Origin of the sequence: Mycobacterium sp. 134 (assembly GCF_048282715.1) — a bacterium.
GTDB lineage: Bacteria > Actinomycetota > Actinomycetes > Mycobacteriales > Mycobacteriaceae > Mycobacterium > Mycobacterium septicum.
Genome location: NZ_JBLVUN010000008.1, coordinates 2,175,550 through 2,191,584 on the forward strand (window position 1 = coordinate 2,175,550; position 16,035 = coordinate 2,191,584).

A 16,035-nucleotide genomic window follows, 5' to 3' on the forward strand; every position below is an offset into this window, starting at 1 on the left:
TGGACGCTGCACTTGGTGGCCAGGGGAGGGGAGAGGGACCACGCTTATGAGCGACGTGCCGGAGGTCGATGCGGCCGGACTGCCCGAGAAACTGGGCGCAGTGGACCAGCTGCTGCATCGTGGTGAGGCGAATCCCCGGACGCGATCGGGCATCGTCGGCCTCGAAATCCTCGACACCACCCCAGATTGGGAGCGGTTCCGCACCCGGTTCGAGAACACCTCCCGCAACGTCCTACGGCTGCGGCAGAAGGTCGTCATGCCGACGCTGCCGACGGCGTCGCCCCGGTGGGTGGTCGATCCTGACTTCAACCTCGACTTCCATGTCCGGCGCATGAGAGTGCCTTCCCCGGGCACACTCCGGGACTTGTTCGACCTGGCCGAGATTGCGCTGCAGACACCGATGGACATCACGCGCCCGCTGTGGAGTGCGACGCTGGTCGAAGGGCTCGAAGGCGGGCGTGCGGCTACGATCCTGCACCTCAGCCATGCGGTGACCGACGGGGTGGGCGCGATCGAGATGTTCGCCAACATCTACGACTTGGAACGCGATCCCGAGCCTCGGCAGATGGCGCCGGTGCCCATTCCTCAGGACCTGTCGCCCAACGATCTCATGCGGGAAGGGCTCGGCCGGCTTCCCGGCAAGATCGCCGGTGGCGTGCTCGGCCTGATCGGCGGTGCCGCGCGCGTCGCCAACCGGACGGTGAGGGACCCGGTATCGGCGGTCGGCGGAGTCGTCGAGTACGCGATGTCGGGAGCCCGGGTGAATCGGCCTGCGGCCGACCGGTCGCCACTGCTGCGTCGGCGTAGCTTGTCCTCGCGGACCGAGGCGATCGACATCCCGTTCGGTGACCTGCGGAGTGCCGCCAAGGCCGCCGGTGGTTCGATCAACGACGCCTACCTGGCCGGCCTGTGCGGCGCGCTGCGGCGCTACCACGAGGCGATGGGAGTCCCGATCGAGGACTTGCCGATGGCGGTGCCGGTCAACCTGCGTTCCGAGGATGATCCGGCCGGTGGCAACCGATTCGCGGGAGTCAATCTGGCCGCCCCGGTCGGCATCGCCGATCCGGAGCTACGGATCAAAGCCGTTCGGGCCCAGATGACCACCAAGCGTGAAGAACGTGCGATCGACATCGTGGGCGCCATCGCTCCGGTCCTGAGTCTGCTACCGGACAACATCCTGGAGTCGGTCGCCGGCTCGGTCGTGAACTCCGACGTGCAGGCCAGCAACGTCGCGATGTATGCCGGCGATACGTTCATCGCCGGAGCGAAGATCCTGCGGCACTACGGAATTGGCCCGCTGCCCGGTGTCGCGATCATGGCGGTGCTGATCTCGCGGTCGGGGTACTTCACCGTGACCACGCGCTACGACCGCGCGGCGATCACCGAGGAGGCCCTGTTCGCGCAATGCCTGCTCGACGGCTTCAACGAGGTGCTCGCGCTCGGGGGCGACGGGCGCGCCGAACCGGTCACCTTCGCGGCCGCGGTGCCACCAGGGGCTGACAACGCGTCGTCGAACGGGAGCGCTGCACAGTGACGTCATCAGGGCAGGCAGGCAAATCCAAGCAGCGGCTGCCGGGGTCACTGGCCGAGATCGAGGCGAGTCCGGAAGGCCCGGAGATCGGGGCGTTCTTCGACCTCGACGGGACACTGGTGGCCGGGTTCACGGGCGTGCTGATGACGCAGGATCGATTGCGTCGCGGTCAGATGAGCATCGGCGAGTTCATCGGGATGGTGCAGGCCGGGCTCAATCACCAGCTGGGACGCTCAGAGTTCGAGGACCTGATCGGCAAGGGCGCGCGGATGCTGAACGGCAACTCGCTCAGCGATCTCGACGAGCTGGGCGAGCGGCTGTTCGTCCAGCACGTGAAGGGCCGCATGTATCCGGAGATGCGTGCGATGGTGCGCGCCCACATGGCCCGTGGCCATACCGTGGTGCTGAGTTCCTCTGCGCTGACGGTTCAGGTGGAGCCGGTGGCGCGCTTTCTCGGCATCGACAACGTGCTCTGCAACAAGTTCGAGACCGACGAGGACGGCCTGATCACCGGGGAGGTGATGAGACCTGTCATCTGGGGTCCCGGCAAAGCCCGTGCGGTGCAGAACTTCTCGGCGGCCAACGGGGTGGACCTGGCCAAGAGTTACTTCTACGCCGACGGTGACGAGGACGTCGCCCTGATGTACCTGGTGGGCAATCCGCGGCCGACCAATCCGGCAGGCAAGTTGGCCGCCGTGGCCGCCAAACGCGGCTGGCCCGTACTGAGGTTCAGCAGCCGCAGTGGCAGCAGCCCCGTCGCGCAACTACGCACGCTCGCCAGCCTTGCCACCATCCCGACCGTCGCGGCCGGTGCGATCGGCCTCGGGTTGCTCACCCGCAACAAGCGCACCGGGGTCAACTTCTTCACGTCGAACTGGAGCAAGCTGCTGATGCTCACCACGGGCATCGAGCTCAACATCCTCGGCGAGGAGAACCTGACCGCGCAGCGCCCCGCGGTGTTCATCTTCAATCACCGCAACCAGGCCGACCCGATGATCGCGGGCCGGCTGGTCGGGGTGGACTTCACCGGCGTCGGGAAAAAGGAGCTCGAGAAGAACCCGTTGATGGGCCCGCTGGGCAAGGTCATGGACGCGGCGTTCATCGACCGCGACGACCCGGAAAAGGCCGTCGAAAGCCTGCACAGGATCGAAGAGCTTGCCCGCAAAGGTTTGTCGATCCTGATCGCTCCCGAGGGCACCCGACTCGACACCACCGAGGTCGGCCCGTTCAAGAAGGGTCCGTTCCGCATCGCCATGGCTGCGGGCATTCCGATCGTCCCGATCGTGATCCGCAACGCCGAGGTCATCGCGGCCCGCGACTCCAGCACGTTCAACCCCGGCAAGGTGGACGTCGCGGTGTACCCGCCGATATCAGTCGAGGATTGGACCGTCGACAACCTGTCCGACCGCATCGCCGAGGTCCGCCAGATCTACCTCGACACATTGAAATCCTGGCCGGAGGGCGAATTGCCGGTGTTCGACGTCTACGCCCGACCCACTCCGGCCAAGAAGGCCGCACCGCGCCGGGCCGTCAAGAAGGCGCCGGCGAAGAAGGTGCCTGCGAAAAAGGCTGCGCCCAAACCGGATACCTCGTCGTCGCGATCGACCCCCAAGGGTCGACCGTGACCGCGGGGCTCGACGATTTCCCCAGCTTCAGCACCACCGACGATGCGCTGGTGCTGGCATCGGCGTCGTCGCCGGCCGAACTGGAACTACTCAACGACTGGCTCAAGACGCAGCGGCGCGAACACCCCGACTCGACGGTCGAGGTCCTGCAGCTGCCTGCCACCGACGAGCCCGCGCCCGGGGTGGTGGCCCGGCTGGTCGAGGAGTTGGAATCCGACGAGGACCGGCTGGTGGTCCCGGTCCGGGTGTTCTGGGTGCCCGCGGGGTTGCCCACCCGGTTGAAGGTGGTCGGGTTGATCTCGGGCCGCGACACCTACCGGCCGCCGGAAATCCTGCAGCGACGCATCCTGCGCAAGGACCCGACGCGGGCCCGGATCGTCGCCGGTGAACCGGCCAAGGTATCGGAGCTGCGGAAGCAGTGGAGCGAGACCACGGTCGCGGAAAACCCCAGGGAATTCGCACGATTCGTGCTGCGCCGGGCCGTACTGGCGATCGAGCGGGTGGAGCTTCGCCTGCTGGGCCCCGAATACAAGTCGCCGCGGCTGGTGAAGCCGGAGATGCTCGACTCGGCACGGTTCCGTCAAGGCCTGGAACAGATTCCCGGCGCGACGGTGGACAAGGCCGGGGAGATGCTCGACGAGCTCTCCACGGGGTGGAGCCGGTTCTCGGTGGACCTGATCCCAACTTTGGGCCGGGCCATCTTCAGCCGCGGATTCGATCCGCGTATCGACTACGACCGCTCCGAGATCGAGTCGATGCGCCATGCCCTGGAACAACATCCGGCGGTGCTGCTGTTCTCCCACCGTTCGTATCTCGACGGGGTCATCGTCCCGGTGGCCATGCAGGAGAACCGGCTGCCGCCGGTCTACACGTTCGCCGGGATCAACCTGTCGTTCGGCCTGATGGGTCCGCTGTTCCGGCACTCCGGCGTCATCTTCCTGCGCCGCAAACTCGATGACCCGCTGTACAAGTACGTGCTGCGCCAGTACGTCGGCTACATCGTGGAGAAGCGGTTCAACCTGAACTGGTCCATCGAGGGAACCCGGTCACGGACCGGAAAGATGTTGCCGCCCAAGCTCGGTCTGCTCGCCTACGTCGCCAATGCCTACCTCGACGGCCGAAGTGAGGACATCCTGCTGCAGCCGGTCTCGATAAGTTTCGACCAACTGCACGAGACCGCCGAGTACGCCGCGTACGCCCGCGGCGGCGAGAAGACGCCAGAGGGCCTGAGCTGGCTGTACAACTTCATCAAGGCGCAGGGCGAACGCAACTACGGCAAGATCTATGTCCGCTTCCCCGAAGCGGTTTCGATGCGTGAGCACCTCGGAGAGCCGGGCGGCGACATGGCCCACGACGAGGCGGCCAAACGCCTGGCGATGCAGAAGATGGCGTTCGAGGTGGCCTGGCGGATTCTGCGGGTCACCCCGGTCAGCGCGACCAACCTGGTCTCGGCGCTGCTGCTGGGCGCCCGAGGGGTCGCCCTGACCCTCGATCAGCTGCACCACACGCTGCAGGACTCGCTGGATTACCTGGAGCGCAAGAACACCCCGGTGACCAACAGCGCACTGCGCCTGCGTACCGCCGAGGGGGTGCGCTCGGCCGTCGACGCGCTCTCCGGGGGACACCCCGTGACGATGGTGGACAGCGGCCGCGAACCGGTATGGCGGATCGCCCCCGAGGACGAACTGGAGGCGGCGTTCTACCGCAACTCGCTGATCCACGCCTTCCAGGAGACCTCGATCGTCGAACTGGCCCTGGCCCATGCCGCGCATGTCGCCGGCGACCCGCTACAGGTCTTCTGGGACCAGGTGATGCGGCTGCGCGATCTGCTCAAGTTCGACTTCTATTTCGCCGATTCGGAGGCCTTCCGCGACAACGTCGCCGAAGAGATGTCGTGGTACGACCGCACACCGGAAGGGCAGGCGGCCGGCGGCTGGGAAACGAAGGTCTCGGCGGGAGGCGACGAGATCTATCAGATGTTGCGCAGCAAGCGACCGCTGCTGGTGGGCGCCATGCTGCGGCCGTTCTTCGAGGCCTATGCGATCGTCGCCGACGTACTGCGCGATGCACCGCCCGAGATCGGTGAGCGGGACCTGACCAGGCGGGCGCTCGGTGTCGGTCGTCAGTACGTCGCGCAGGGGCGGGTCAGCAGCAACGAGTCGGTCTCGGCGTTGCTGTTCGCCACCGCGCGGCAGGTGGCGGCCGACCAAAACCTGCTGGTCAACGGCCCCGATCTGCAGGCGCGCCGCAACGCCTTCCGCGAGGAACTGCGCGGGATCGTCGCCGACATGGACAAGGTCGACGAGATCGCGCGTGAGCAGTTCTACAACCGGGAAAAGCAGCGTCGGGTCGTGCGGGGCCCGTCCAGCTAGGCGACGCCTGGAGGTGTGGTGGAGCCCACGCCATACCCTTGCACCATGACTTCTGCCGGCCAGGTGGCCGCATCCAGCGTGCGCAACAGCGTGGTGTGGCCTGTGCTGGTCGGCGTGGGTCTGCTGGCCGGGGCAGTGGCCGCAGGCATCGGCGCGCTGTCGCTGGCCGACGCCCTGACTGCCACCGGCCTACCCGATCCCGGCCCGGTCACCACCTACGGACTGCCATTCGTGCGCGCTGCCGGCGAGATCGCCGCCGTCGTCGCGGTGGGGTCTTTCCTGTTCGCGGCGTTCCTGGCCGCACCCCAGACCAACGGCGTGCTCGATGTCGCCGGTTACCGGGCGCTGCGGCTCGGCTCGGCGGCCTCGGGCGTGTGGACGGTGTGCGCAGCGCTGCTGGTTCCGCTGACGGTCTCCGACGTGTCCGGGCAGCCGTTGCTCGACCATCTCGCACCGGTCGACGTGTGGTCGGCCGCCGGCCTGGTCGATGTCGCCGTGGCCTGGCGGTGGACGGCGATCCTGGCGGCCGCCGTCACCATCGCCAGCCTCCCGGTGCTGCGGTGGGGGTGGACGCCGGTACTGCTGGCCGGGTCCCTGCTGACGTTGATGCCGCTGGTTCTGACCGGGCATTCGTCGGCAGGCGGAGCCCACGATCTGGCCACCAACAGCCTGTTCATCCACCTGGTGGCCGCCGCGCTGTGGGCCGGCGGTCTGCTGGCGTTGTTGGCCCACGCGATCCGGGCCGGTTCCGGGTCCGGCGGTGACGGCCCGGCCACCGCGCTGGCGGCACGCCGCTTCTCGGCGCTGGCCCTGTGGTGCTTCATCGCGATGGCCATCAGCGGTGTGGTCAACGCGCTGGTGCGGATCCAACCGGCCGATCTGGTGCGCACCAGCTACGGCTGGTTGCTGGTGGCCAAGCTCGTGGCCCTCGGCCTGCTCGGCGTGCTGGGCTGGCGACAGCGTCGGGTCAGCCTGACCGCTCTGGCCGCCGACGCTGGTGCGCGCAGGCCGTTGATCCGGTTGGCGCTGACGGAGGCCGCGTTGTTCGGCGCCACATTCGGCATCGCCGTCGGGCTGGGACGCACCCCGCCGCCGCCCGAGCCGAGGACCCCCAGCGCCACCGAGGTCGCGATCGGATACGACTTCGCCGGGCCGCCGACGGTCGCTCGGGTGCTGTTCGACTGGCGATTCGACCTGCTGTTCGGGACCGCGGCCATCGTCGGTGCGGTGGTGTACCTGGCCGGTGTGTACCGGCTGCGCGGCCGCGGCGACGCCTGGCCGGTGGGCCGCACGTTCGCCTGGCTGCTCGGCTGTGCCGTCCTGCTGTTCACCACCTCATCGGGGCTCGGTCGCTACATGCCGGCGATGTTCAGCGTGCACATGATCGCCCACATGCTGCTGTCCATGCTGGTTCCGGTGCTGCTGGTGCTGGGCGCCCCGGTGACCCTGGCGCTGCGGGCGCTGCCGACCGCGGGCCGCGGCTCGCCACCCGGCCCCAGAGAGTGGCTGCTGGCGGCGCTGCACTCCAGGGTGTCGCAATTCCTGACCCATCCCATCGTCGCCACCGTGCTGTTCGTGGCCGGGTTCTACGGCCTGTACTTCGGCGGCATCTTCGACGCCGCGGTCAGCAACCACGCTGCGCACATCCTGATGAACGTGCACTTCCTGCTGTCTGGCTACCTGTTCTACTGGGTGGTCATCGGCGTGGACCCGACCCCGAGGCCCGTCCCGCACCTGGTCAAGATCGGGATGGTGTTCGCCTCGCTGCCGCTGCACGCGTTCTTCGGTGTGGTGTTGATGGGCATGAAGAACGTGCTCGGCGAGAGCTTCTACCGGTCGCTGCTACTGCCGTGGCACACAGACCTGCTCGGAGACCAGCACCTCGGCGGCGCCATCGCGTGGGCGGCCGGGGAAGTCCCGCTGGTCATCGTGATGCTGGCGCTGCTCATCCAGTGGCGGCGCAGCGATCAGCGCACCGCCAAGCGGCTGGACCGGGCCGCCGACCGCGATGACGACGCCGATCTGGCGGCCTACAACGCGATGCTCGCCGAGATGGCGCGGCGCGACCATCCGTCCGGCTGACACCGGAGTTATCCCCAGCCTGCGTTTCATCCACAGCCGACGGGTACGTCGGGTCCGCATGCCGGCCGCGCGTCGGGCTTCCGGCGGTCAATGGCTGCGTAAGGCGGCCGCGCCGATTCAGCGTCGGCCACCGCAATGGATGAAGCGAAAGGAACCAGAAATGTTCGAGACCCCGTTCACGATCGTGGGCAACATCATCACCGACCCCGTCCGACGGCGATTCGGCGATCAGGAGCTGTACAAGTTCCGGGTGGCCAGCAATTCGCGGCGCCGCACGCCCGACGGCAACTGGGAGCACGGCAACTCGCTCTACGTCACGGTCAACTGCTGGGGAAATCTCGCCACCGGCACCAGCGCCTCTCTGATGAAGGGCGACGCCGTGATCGTGGTCGGGCATGTCCACACCGATGAGTACGAAGACAAAGAGGGTGTGCGCCGGTCCTCGGTGGAGGTGCGGGCCACCGCGGTCGGGCCCGATCTGTCCCGCTGCACCGCCAAGGTCGCACCGTTGCCGAAGCCGTCGGCCGGCCCGGTACTCGAGCCCGAACCCGTCGCCGGCGACGCGCCCGAAGCCGAGCCCGACGAGGGCGACCTGCCACTGTCGGCCTAGCCGGTTTCGGTCACGCATAGGATGGGCGCGAGTGAGTTGGGCTTGACGCAACCCTTCGCGCAAGCGCCCATCCGACATTCCCGAAGAGTTTCAGAAAGGCACATCACGGCATGGCCGAATTCATCTACACGATGCGCAAGGTTCGCAAGGCGCACGGCGACAAGGTCATCCTTGACGACGTCAGCCTGAACTTCCTGCCCGGCGCGAAGATCGGCGTCGTCGGTCCCAACGGGGCTGGTAAGTCGAGTGTGCTGAAGATCATGGCCGGCATCGACCATGCCAACAATGGCGACGCGCTGCTCGCACCCGGCGCCTCCGTCGGCATCCTGATGCAGGAGCCGCAGCTCGACGAGACCAAGACCGTTCGCGAGAACGTCGAGGCCGGCGTGGCCATCAAGGGCAAGCTCAACCGGTACAACGAGGTCGCCGAGTTGATGGCCACCGACTACTCCGATGAGCTCATGGAGGAAATGGGCCATCTGCAGGAGGAACTGGACGCGGCCGACGCCTGGGACATCGACTCCCAGCTCGAGCAGGCCATGGACGCGCTGCGCTGCCCGCCGCCCGACGAGCCGGTCACCCACCTCTCCGGTGGTGAGCGCCGCCGCGTCGCGCTGTGCAAGCTGCTGCTGAGCAAGCCGGACCTGCTGCTGCTCGACGAGCCGACCAACCACCTCGACGCCGAGAGCGTGCTGTGGCTCGAGCAGCATCTGGCCAACTACAAGGGCGCCATCCTGGCGGTCACCCACGACCGGTACTTCCTCGACAACGTCGCCGAGTGGATCCTCGAACTCGACCGCGGCCGGGCCTACCCGTACGAGGGCAACTACTCGACCTACCTGGAGAAGAAGGCCGAGCGCCTTGAGGTCCAGGGCAAGAAGGACCAGAAGCTGCAGAAGCGGCTCAAGGACGAGCTGGCCTGGGTCCGCTCGGGCGCCAAGGCCCGTCAGGCCAAGAACAAGGCCCGCCTCGGCCGGTACGAGGAGATGGTCGCCGAAGCCGAGAAGACCCGGAAGCTCGACTTCGAGGAGATCCAGATCCCCACCCCGCCGCGGCTGGGCAATGTGGTGGTCGAGGTGGAGCATCTGGACAAGGGCTTCGAGGGTCGCCAGCTCATCAAGGACCTGTCGTTCACGCTGCCGCGCAACGGCATCGTCGGCGTCATCGGCCCCAACGGCGTCGGCAAGACCACGCTGTTCAAGACCATCGTCGGGTTGGAGCAGCCCGACAGCGGCACGGTCAAGGTCGGCGACACGGTCAAGCTGTCCTACGTCGACCAGAGCCGCGCCGGCATCGACCCGAAGAAGACGGTCTGGGAGGTCGTCTCCGACAAGCTGGACTACATCGAGGTCGGTCAGAACGAGATCCCGTCGCGGGCCTACGTGTCGGCGTTCGGGTTCAAGGGGCCGGATCAGCAGAAGCCCGCGGGTGTGCTGTCCGGTGGTGAGCGCAACCGGCTGAACCTGGCGCTGACCCTCAAAGAGGGCGGCAACCTGATCCTGCTCGACGAGCCGACCAACGACCTCGACGTCGAGACGCTGTCGTCGCTGGAGAACGCGCTCGAGCAGTTCCCCGGCTGCGCCGTGGTGATCAGCCACGACCGGTGGTTCCTGGACCGCACCTGCACGCACATCCTGGCGTGGGAGGGCGACGACGACAACGAGGCCAAGTGGTTCTGGTTCGAGGGCAACTTCGGTGCCTACGAGGAGAACAAGATCCAACGTCTCGGTGCCGAAGCAGCACGCCCGCACCGGGTGACCCACCGGAGACTGACCCGCGACTGAGCCGTGACGGGATAAACCGCGCAGCGGGCTCGGTGACGCTACTAATGTCGCAGCTATGCACCAATGCCGGTGCATGGGCGTGAGTAGGGAGTGATCCGTATGACGGCCGAACCGGGAGCTCTTCGGGGACAGGGAATTAGCGACCGGGATCGCTCACAGGCACCGCCTGAGGTGATCCACCGGCTCGCGGTGGCTTTCCTGTCCACCTACCGGGCTCCGCAGGCCGATGCCCCGGGGGTCGCGGCCACCGGTCCTCAGGCCGCGGTGGCCGAGCGCCTGGTCTCCGATGCCACGTTGGCCGCCCACTACGCGTTGGCCGGCCAACGGGCGCCGGGCGAAACCAAGGTCATGGTGTATCCCGGGGACAGTGACTCCGGCCCGGCCCTGCAGATCGTCACCGAGCAGGCGGCGATGCTGGTGGATTCGGTGACGGTGTTGTTGCACCGCCACGGCATCGCCTACCCGGCCATCATGAACCCGGTCTTTCGGGTGCGCCGCGACGCCGACGGAGTGCTGCTGGACTTCCAACCCGCGGCCGAGGCCACCGGCGTCGACGGCGTGGACGAATGCTGGATCCTGGTCCCGGTCATCGGGGCGGCCGACGGCCCGGCGCTCACCGAGGTGGTCGGGATGGTGCCCGGGGTGCTGGCCGAGGCCCGTCAGATCGGGCTGGATTCGGCGGCCATGGGTGCCGCGTTGCACGCCCTGGCCAACGATGTGGCGACCGATGTGGAGGGCCGGTTTCCCAACGCCGACCGCAGGGACGTCGCAGCGCTGTTGCGCTGGCTTTCCGACGGACACTTCATGCTGCTGGGGTACCAGCAGTGCGCGATCAGCGACGGGCACGCCTCGGTCGACCCGGCCAGCCGGCTCGGCGTGCTCAAGCTGCGCGAGGATGTGCTCCCGCCGCTGACCGCCGCGGACGACCTGCTGGTGCTGGCGCAGGCCACGATCCCGAGCTATGTGCGTTACGGCGCGTACCCGTACATCGTCGTCGTGCGCGAGGGCGGCGAGCGGGTCATCGAGCACCGGTTCGTCGGGCTGTTCACGGTGGCTGCGATGAACGCCAACGTGCTGGAGATCCCGTTGATCTCGCGGCGCGTCGAGGAAGCGCTGGCGATGGCCCGCCGCGATCCCAGCCATCCCGGGCAGCTGCTGCGTGACATCGTCCAGACCATCCCACGCCCCGAACTCTTCGCGCTGAGCTCCAAGCAGCTGCTGGACATGGCGCTGACCGTGGTGGACCTGGGGTCACGGCGCCGTACCCTGCTGTTCCTGCGTGCGGATCAACTGGCGCACTTCGTGTCTTGCCTGGTGTACCTGCCACGAGACCGCTACACCACCGCGGTGCGGCTGGAGATGCAGGACATCCTGGTGCGCGAGCTCGGCGGCGAGAGCATCGACTACTCGGCCAGGGTCAGCGAATCGCCCTGGGCAGTGGTTCATTTCACGGTCCGGCTGCCCGACGGCACCGCCTCGCACACCGTGGACACGTCGGCCGAGAACGAGAACCGGATCCAGAACCTGCTGACCGAGGCCACCCGCAACTGGGGTGACCGCATGACCAGCGCTGCAGCGCACGCGGCGCTCAGTCCCGCCGCTGTCGAGCACTATGCGACGGCGTTCCCGGAAGACTACAAACAAGCTGTCGCCCCGGCCGATGCCATCGCCGATATCGCGATCATCGAAGGGCTCCAAGACAATTCGGTCAAGCTCGTGTTCGCCGAAGGCGGGGACGACGGGCTGGCCCAGCTCACCTGGTACCTCGGTGGCCAGTCGGCCTCGCTGAGCGAACTGCTGCCGATGCTGCAGTCGATGGGTGTGGTGGTGCTCGAGGAGCGTCCGTACACCGTGCGCCGGGCCGACGGCCTGCCGGTCTGGATCTACCAGTTCAAGGTGGCCCGGCAGCGGGGCATCCCCGATGAACCCGACGCGGCTTCCCGCGAGGCCACCGCCCGGCGATTCGCCGACGCGGTGACCGCCATCTGGCACGGATGGGTCGAGGTGGACCGGTTCAACGAACTGGTGTTGCGTGCCGACCTGACCTGGCAGCAGGTTGTGATCCTGCGCGCCTACGCGAAGTACCTGCGCCAGGCGGGATTTCCGTACAGCCAGTCGCACATCGAGTCGGTGGTCAACGAGAACCCGCACACCACACGGTCATTGGTGCAACTGTTCGAGGCGCTGTTCGACCCGTCCGAGGACACCGCGGGCGCCCGGGACGCCCAGGGGGCGGCCGCTGCCGTCGCCGCCGACATCGACGCACTGGTGAGCCTGGACACCGACCGGGTTCTCCGTGCCTTCGCCACCCTGATCCAGGCGACGCTGCGTACCAACTATTTCGTGCAGCAGCCGGATTCGGCGCGGCAACGCGGCGTGGTGGCGATGAAGCTGAACCCCGGCCTGATCAACGAGCTGCCGTTGCCGCGGCCCAAGTTCGAGATCTTCGTGTACTCGCCCCGGGTGGAGGGCGTGCACCTGCGGTTCGGGTTCGTGGCCCGCGGCGGGCTGCGCTGGTCGGACCGCCGTGAGGACTTCCGCACCGAGATCCTCGGTCTCGTCAAGGCCCAGGCGGTGAAGAACGCGGTCATCGTGCCCGTCGGGGCCAAGGGCGGGTTCGTGGTCAAACGACCGCCCGAGCCCACCGGTGACGCCGCCGTCGACCGCGAGGCGACCCGCGCCGAAGGCGTTGCGTGCTACCAACTTTTCATCTCCGGACTGCTCGACCTGACAGACAACGTCGACAAGGGGACCGGTGCCGTCGTCACCCCACCCGACGTGGTGCGGCGTGACGGCGAGGACGCCTATCTGGTGGTCGCGGCCGACAAGGGCACGGCCACGTTCTCCGACATCGCCAACGAGGTCGCCAAGTCCTACGGGTTCTGGCTGGGCGACGCGTTCGCCTCGGGCGGTTCCATCGGCTACGACCACAAGGCCATGGGCATCACCGCCAAGGGCGCGTGGGAATCGGTGAAGCGGCACTTCCGCGAGATGGGCGTGGATACCCAGAGCCAGGACTTCACCGTCGTCGGCGTCGGCGACATGAGCGGTGACGTGTTCGGCAACGGCATGCTGCTCTCGAAGCACATCCGCCTCATCGCCGCCTTCGACCACCGGCACATCTTCGTCGATCCCAACCCCGACCCCGCGGTGTCGTGGGTGGAACGCAAGCGCCTCTTCGAGCTCCCGCGATCCAGCTGGGAGGACTACGACGCCAAGCTGATCAGCGAGGGCGGCGGTGTCTTCAGCCGTCAGCAGAAGTCCATCCCGATCAGCCCGCAGGCCCGCGCGGCACTCGGGATCGACGGTGACATAGAAGAACTCACGCCGCCCGCCCTGATGAAGGCCATTCTCAAGGCGCCCGTGGACCTGCTGTGGAACGGCGGTATCGGCACCTACGTCAAGGCCGAGACCGAGGCCGACGTCGGTGATCGCGCCAACGACCAGATCCGGGTGAATGGAAACGAGGTGCGGGCCAAGGTCATCGGCGAAGGCGGCAACCTCGGCGTGACCTCCCTCGGTCGCATCGAATTCGACCTGGCCGGTGGCCGGATCAACACCGATGCGCTGGACAACTCCGCGGGTGTGGACTGCTCGGACCACGAGGTCAACATCAAGATCCTGATCGACTCACTGGTCACCGCGGGCAAGGTCAGCCCCGAAGAACGCACCGAGTTGTTGTTGTCGATGACCGACGAGGTCGGTGCCCTGGTGCTGATCGACAACAAGGACCAGAACGACCTGATGGGGACCAGCCGGGCCAACGCCGCGAGCATGCTCTCGGTCCACGCCCGGATGATCAAGGAGTTCGTGGCCAACCGCGGTCTCAACCGTGAGCTGGAGGCGCTGCCATCGGAGAAGGAGATCAAGCGTCGCGTCGATGCCGGAATCGGTTTGACCTCACCGGAATTGGCGACGCTGATGGCCCACGTCAAGCTCAATCTCAAAGACGATGTGCTGGCCAGCGACCTGCCCGATCAGGAGGTGTTCGCCTCCCGGCTGCCGCGGTACTTCCCCGAGAAGCTGCGTAAGCAGTTCACCAGCGAGATCCGGTCGCACCAACTGCGCCGGGAGATCGTCACCACCATGCTGGTCAACGATCTCGTCGACACCAGCGGGATCAGCTACGCCTACCGCATCACCGAGGACGTCGGTGTCGGCCCGGTCGACGCGGTGCGCAGCTACGTCGCCACCGACGCCATCTTCGGGATCGGCAAGGTGTGGCGCGAGATCCGGGCAGCCGGTGACGAAGGGGTCCCGGTGTTCGTGACCGACCGGATGACGCTGGATCTGCGCCGGCTGGTCGACCGCGCCGGGCGCTGGCTGCTCAACTACCGTCCGCAGCCGCTGGCGGTCGGTGCCGAGATCAACCGGTTCGCCGCGAAGGTGTCCGCCCTGCGCCCGCACATGTCGCAATGGCTGCGCGGTGACGACAAGGCGATCGTCGAGAAAGAGGCCGGGGAGTTCTCCGCGCAGGGGGTGTCCGACGAACTGGCGTTTGCCGTGGCGACGGGTCTGTACCAGTACAGCCTGCTCGACGTGATCGACATCTCTGACATCGTCGACCGGGAGCCCGCCGAGGTGGCCGACACCTACTTCGCGCTGATGGATCGCCTCGGTGCCGACGGGCTGCTCACCGCGGTGTCCCAACTGGGCCGTGATGATCGATGGCATTCCCTGGCGCGGTTGGCGATTCGCGACGACATCTACGGTTCGCTTCGGGCTCTGTGCTTCGATGTGCTCGCCGTCGGCGAACCCGACGAGACCGGCGAGGAGAAGATCGCAGAGTGGGAGCTGACCAACAGCTCCCGGGTGACCCGCGCCCGTCGCACGCTGACCGAGATATACCAAGATGGTGAGCAGGATCTGGCAACGCTGTCTGTGGCGGCGCGGCAGATCCGCAGCATGACACGAACGAGTGGAACGGGAACAACTGCGTGAGCTTTACAACGCCGGTGCACGTGCGCTGGTCGGACATCGACATGTACCAGCACATCAATCACGCCACCATGGTGACCCTTCTCGAAGAGGCCCGGATACCGTTCCTGCGTGAGCCTTTCGGCGCCACGATCGAGACCATCGGCCTGCTGATCGCCGAGGTCAACATCGCCTACAAGGGGCAGTTGCGGCTGGTGGACTCACCGCTTCAGGTGACCATGTGGTCCAAGCGGGTGCGGGCCGTCGACTTCACGATCGGCTACGAGGTGCGTTCGCTGCATGCCGCACCCGACTCCAAACCGTCGGTGATCGGCGAGACCCAGCTGGCCGCGGTGCACATCGCCGAGCAACGACTCGAACGTCTGACGGCCGAGCAGCGCGGCTATCTGGAGAGCCACCTGCGATGACCATCCCGGAGCGCGGCCTGTGGATCGACGATCCGCGCGACCGAGAGGATCTCGCGACGTTCCTCGACCGTGCCCTGCGGTTGGACGATGCTGCGGTGGTGCGGCTGAGGGAGCGCACCGGCGGGCCGGGGAGTGGCGGCACAGCCGTCGCCTGGGTGGCGACCGGGTTGGAAGTGCTGGCCAGCCGGGTGGTAACCGGACGGGTACGTCCGTCGGACCTGTCCGCGGGAGCCGACGCGCTGGTGACCGGATTGTCAACTGCCGCAGACGGATACGTCGACCCCGGTTTCCCGATGGATTCGGCCTGGCGCGGCGGCTTGCCGCCCGAGGACGGATTCGTCCACCTCGATGACATCCCCGCGCGGGTGATGCTCGACCTGGCCCAGCAGGGTGGTGCGCTGGCCCGCGAGCACGGCAGCGCTCACGGCCCGCCGTCCTCGCTGCTCGACCAGGAGGTGATCGCGGTCAGCGCAGGCGAATACAGCGTCGGCATCCCGATGCGCTGCGTCTTCGCGTTGACGGCCATGGGCTTTCTGCCGCAGACGGGCAATGAGGTCAGCGAGCAGGAGATCGTCCGGGTCCGCGCGCACCCGTCGTGGTTGCGCATCGACGCCCGATTCGGCTCGGTGTACCGGCGCCGCGACAGCGCCGCGCTGATCCTGGGCTGACCGTCGGGCGTGCAACGT

At 67.4% G+C, this 16,035-nt stretch carries 9 protein-coding genes; all 9 read left to right on the top strand.

All coding sequences use genetic code 11. The features are described 5' to 3' along the window. The first annotated feature begins 46 nt into the window (after positions 1-46). The 9 genes from ACNQVK_RS15235 to ACNQVK_RS15275 all read left to right on the top strand — a co-directional run bounded on the left by ACNQVK_RS15235 (position 47) and on the right by ACNQVK_RS15275 (position 16,017). Positions 47-1,534, top strand: a complete 1,488-nt coding sequence (locus ACNQVK_RS15235) for a wax ester/triacylglycerol synthase family O-acyltransferase (protein ID WP_418030174.1) — start codon at positions 47-49, stop codon at positions 1,532-1,534. Continuing rightward, a complete protein-coding gene (locus tag ACNQVK_RS15240; protein ID WP_418030175.1) occupies positions 1,531-3,156 on the top strand; it encodes an HAD-IB family hydrolase in 1,626 nt (541 codons plus the stop codon). Before ACNQVK_RS15235 ends, ACNQVK_RS15240 begins: the two co-directional genes overlap by 4 nt. After that, positions 3,153-5,528: a glycerol-3-phosphate 1-O-acyltransferase gene (locus ACNQVK_RS15245; protein WP_418030176.1), complete on the top strand. Its 2,376-nt coding sequence runs from the start codon at positions 3,153-3,155 to the stop codon at positions 5,526-5,528. Before ACNQVK_RS15240 ends, ACNQVK_RS15245 begins: the two co-directional genes overlap by 4 nt. A 45-nt stretch (positions 5,529-5,573) precedes the next feature. Continuing rightward, on the top strand, positions 5,574-7,610 hold the full coding sequence (locus ACNQVK_RS15250; RefSeq protein ID WP_418030177.1) for a cytochrome c oxidase assembly protein: 2,037 nt from the start codon (positions 5,574-5,576) through the stop codon (positions 7,608-7,610). A gap of 160 nt (positions 7,611-7,770) precedes the next feature. Continuing rightward, positions 7,771-8,220, top strand: coding sequence for a single-stranded DNA-binding protein (locus ACNQVK_RS15255; protein WP_090431875.1), 450 nt, complete (start codon positions 7,771-7,773; stop codon positions 8,218-8,220). 110 nt (positions 8,221-8,330) lie between these two features. Then, positions 8,331-10,004: an energy-dependent translational throttle protein EttA gene (ettA, locus tag ACNQVK_RS15260; protein WP_276127191.1), complete on the top strand. Its 1,674-nt coding sequence runs from the start codon at positions 8,331-8,333 to the stop codon at positions 10,002-10,004. Positions 10,005-10,103: 99 nt separating this feature from the next. Continuing rightward, positions 10,104-14,945: an NAD-glutamate dehydrogenase gene (locus ACNQVK_RS15265; RefSeq protein ID WP_418030178.1), complete on the top strand. Its 4,842-nt coding sequence runs from the start codon at positions 10,104-10,106 to the stop codon at positions 14,943-14,945. Then, on the top strand, positions 14,942-15,349 hold the full coding sequence (locus ACNQVK_RS15270) for an acyl-CoA thioesterase (RefSeq protein WP_276127193.1): 408 nt from the start codon (positions 14,942-14,944) through the stop codon (positions 15,347-15,349). The genes ACNQVK_RS15265 and ACNQVK_RS15270 overlap by 4 nt, the downstream gene beginning before the upstream one ends. Beyond that, entirely contained in the window at positions 15,346-16,017 is a 672-nt protein-coding gene (locus ACNQVK_RS15275) for a hypothetical protein (protein ID WP_418030179.1), read from the top strand. Before ACNQVK_RS15270 ends, ACNQVK_RS15275 begins: the two co-directional genes overlap by 4 nt. Positions 16,018-16,035 lie beyond the last annotated feature (18 nt).

What these genes read in the sequence shown, in the direction of transcription:
- ACNQVK_RS15235 (WP_418030174.1), top strand. Translation starts at nt 47, where the DNA reads ATGAGCGACGTGCCGGAGGTCGATGCGGCCGGACTGCCCGAGAAACTG.
- ACNQVK_RS15250 (WP_418030177.1), top strand. Translation starts at nt 5,574, where the DNA reads ATGACTTCTGCCGGCCAGGTGGCCGCATCCAGCGTGCGCAACAGCGTG.
- ACNQVK_RS15255 (WP_090431875.1), top strand. Translation starts at nt 7,771, where the DNA reads ATGTTCGAGACCCCGTTCACGATCGTGGGCAACATCATCACCGACCCC.
- ettA (WP_276127191.1), top strand. Translation starts at nt 8,331, where the DNA reads ATGGCCGAATTCATCTACACGATGCGCAAGGTTCGCAAGGCGCACGGC.
- ACNQVK_RS15265 (WP_418030178.1), top strand. Translation starts at nt 10,104, where the DNA reads ATGACGGCCGAACCGGGAGCTCTTCGGGGACAGGGAATTAGCGACCGG.
- ACNQVK_RS15275 (WP_418030179.1), top strand. Translation starts at nt 15,346, where the DNA reads ATGACCATCCCGGAGCGCGGCCTGTGGATCGACGATCCGCGCGACCGA.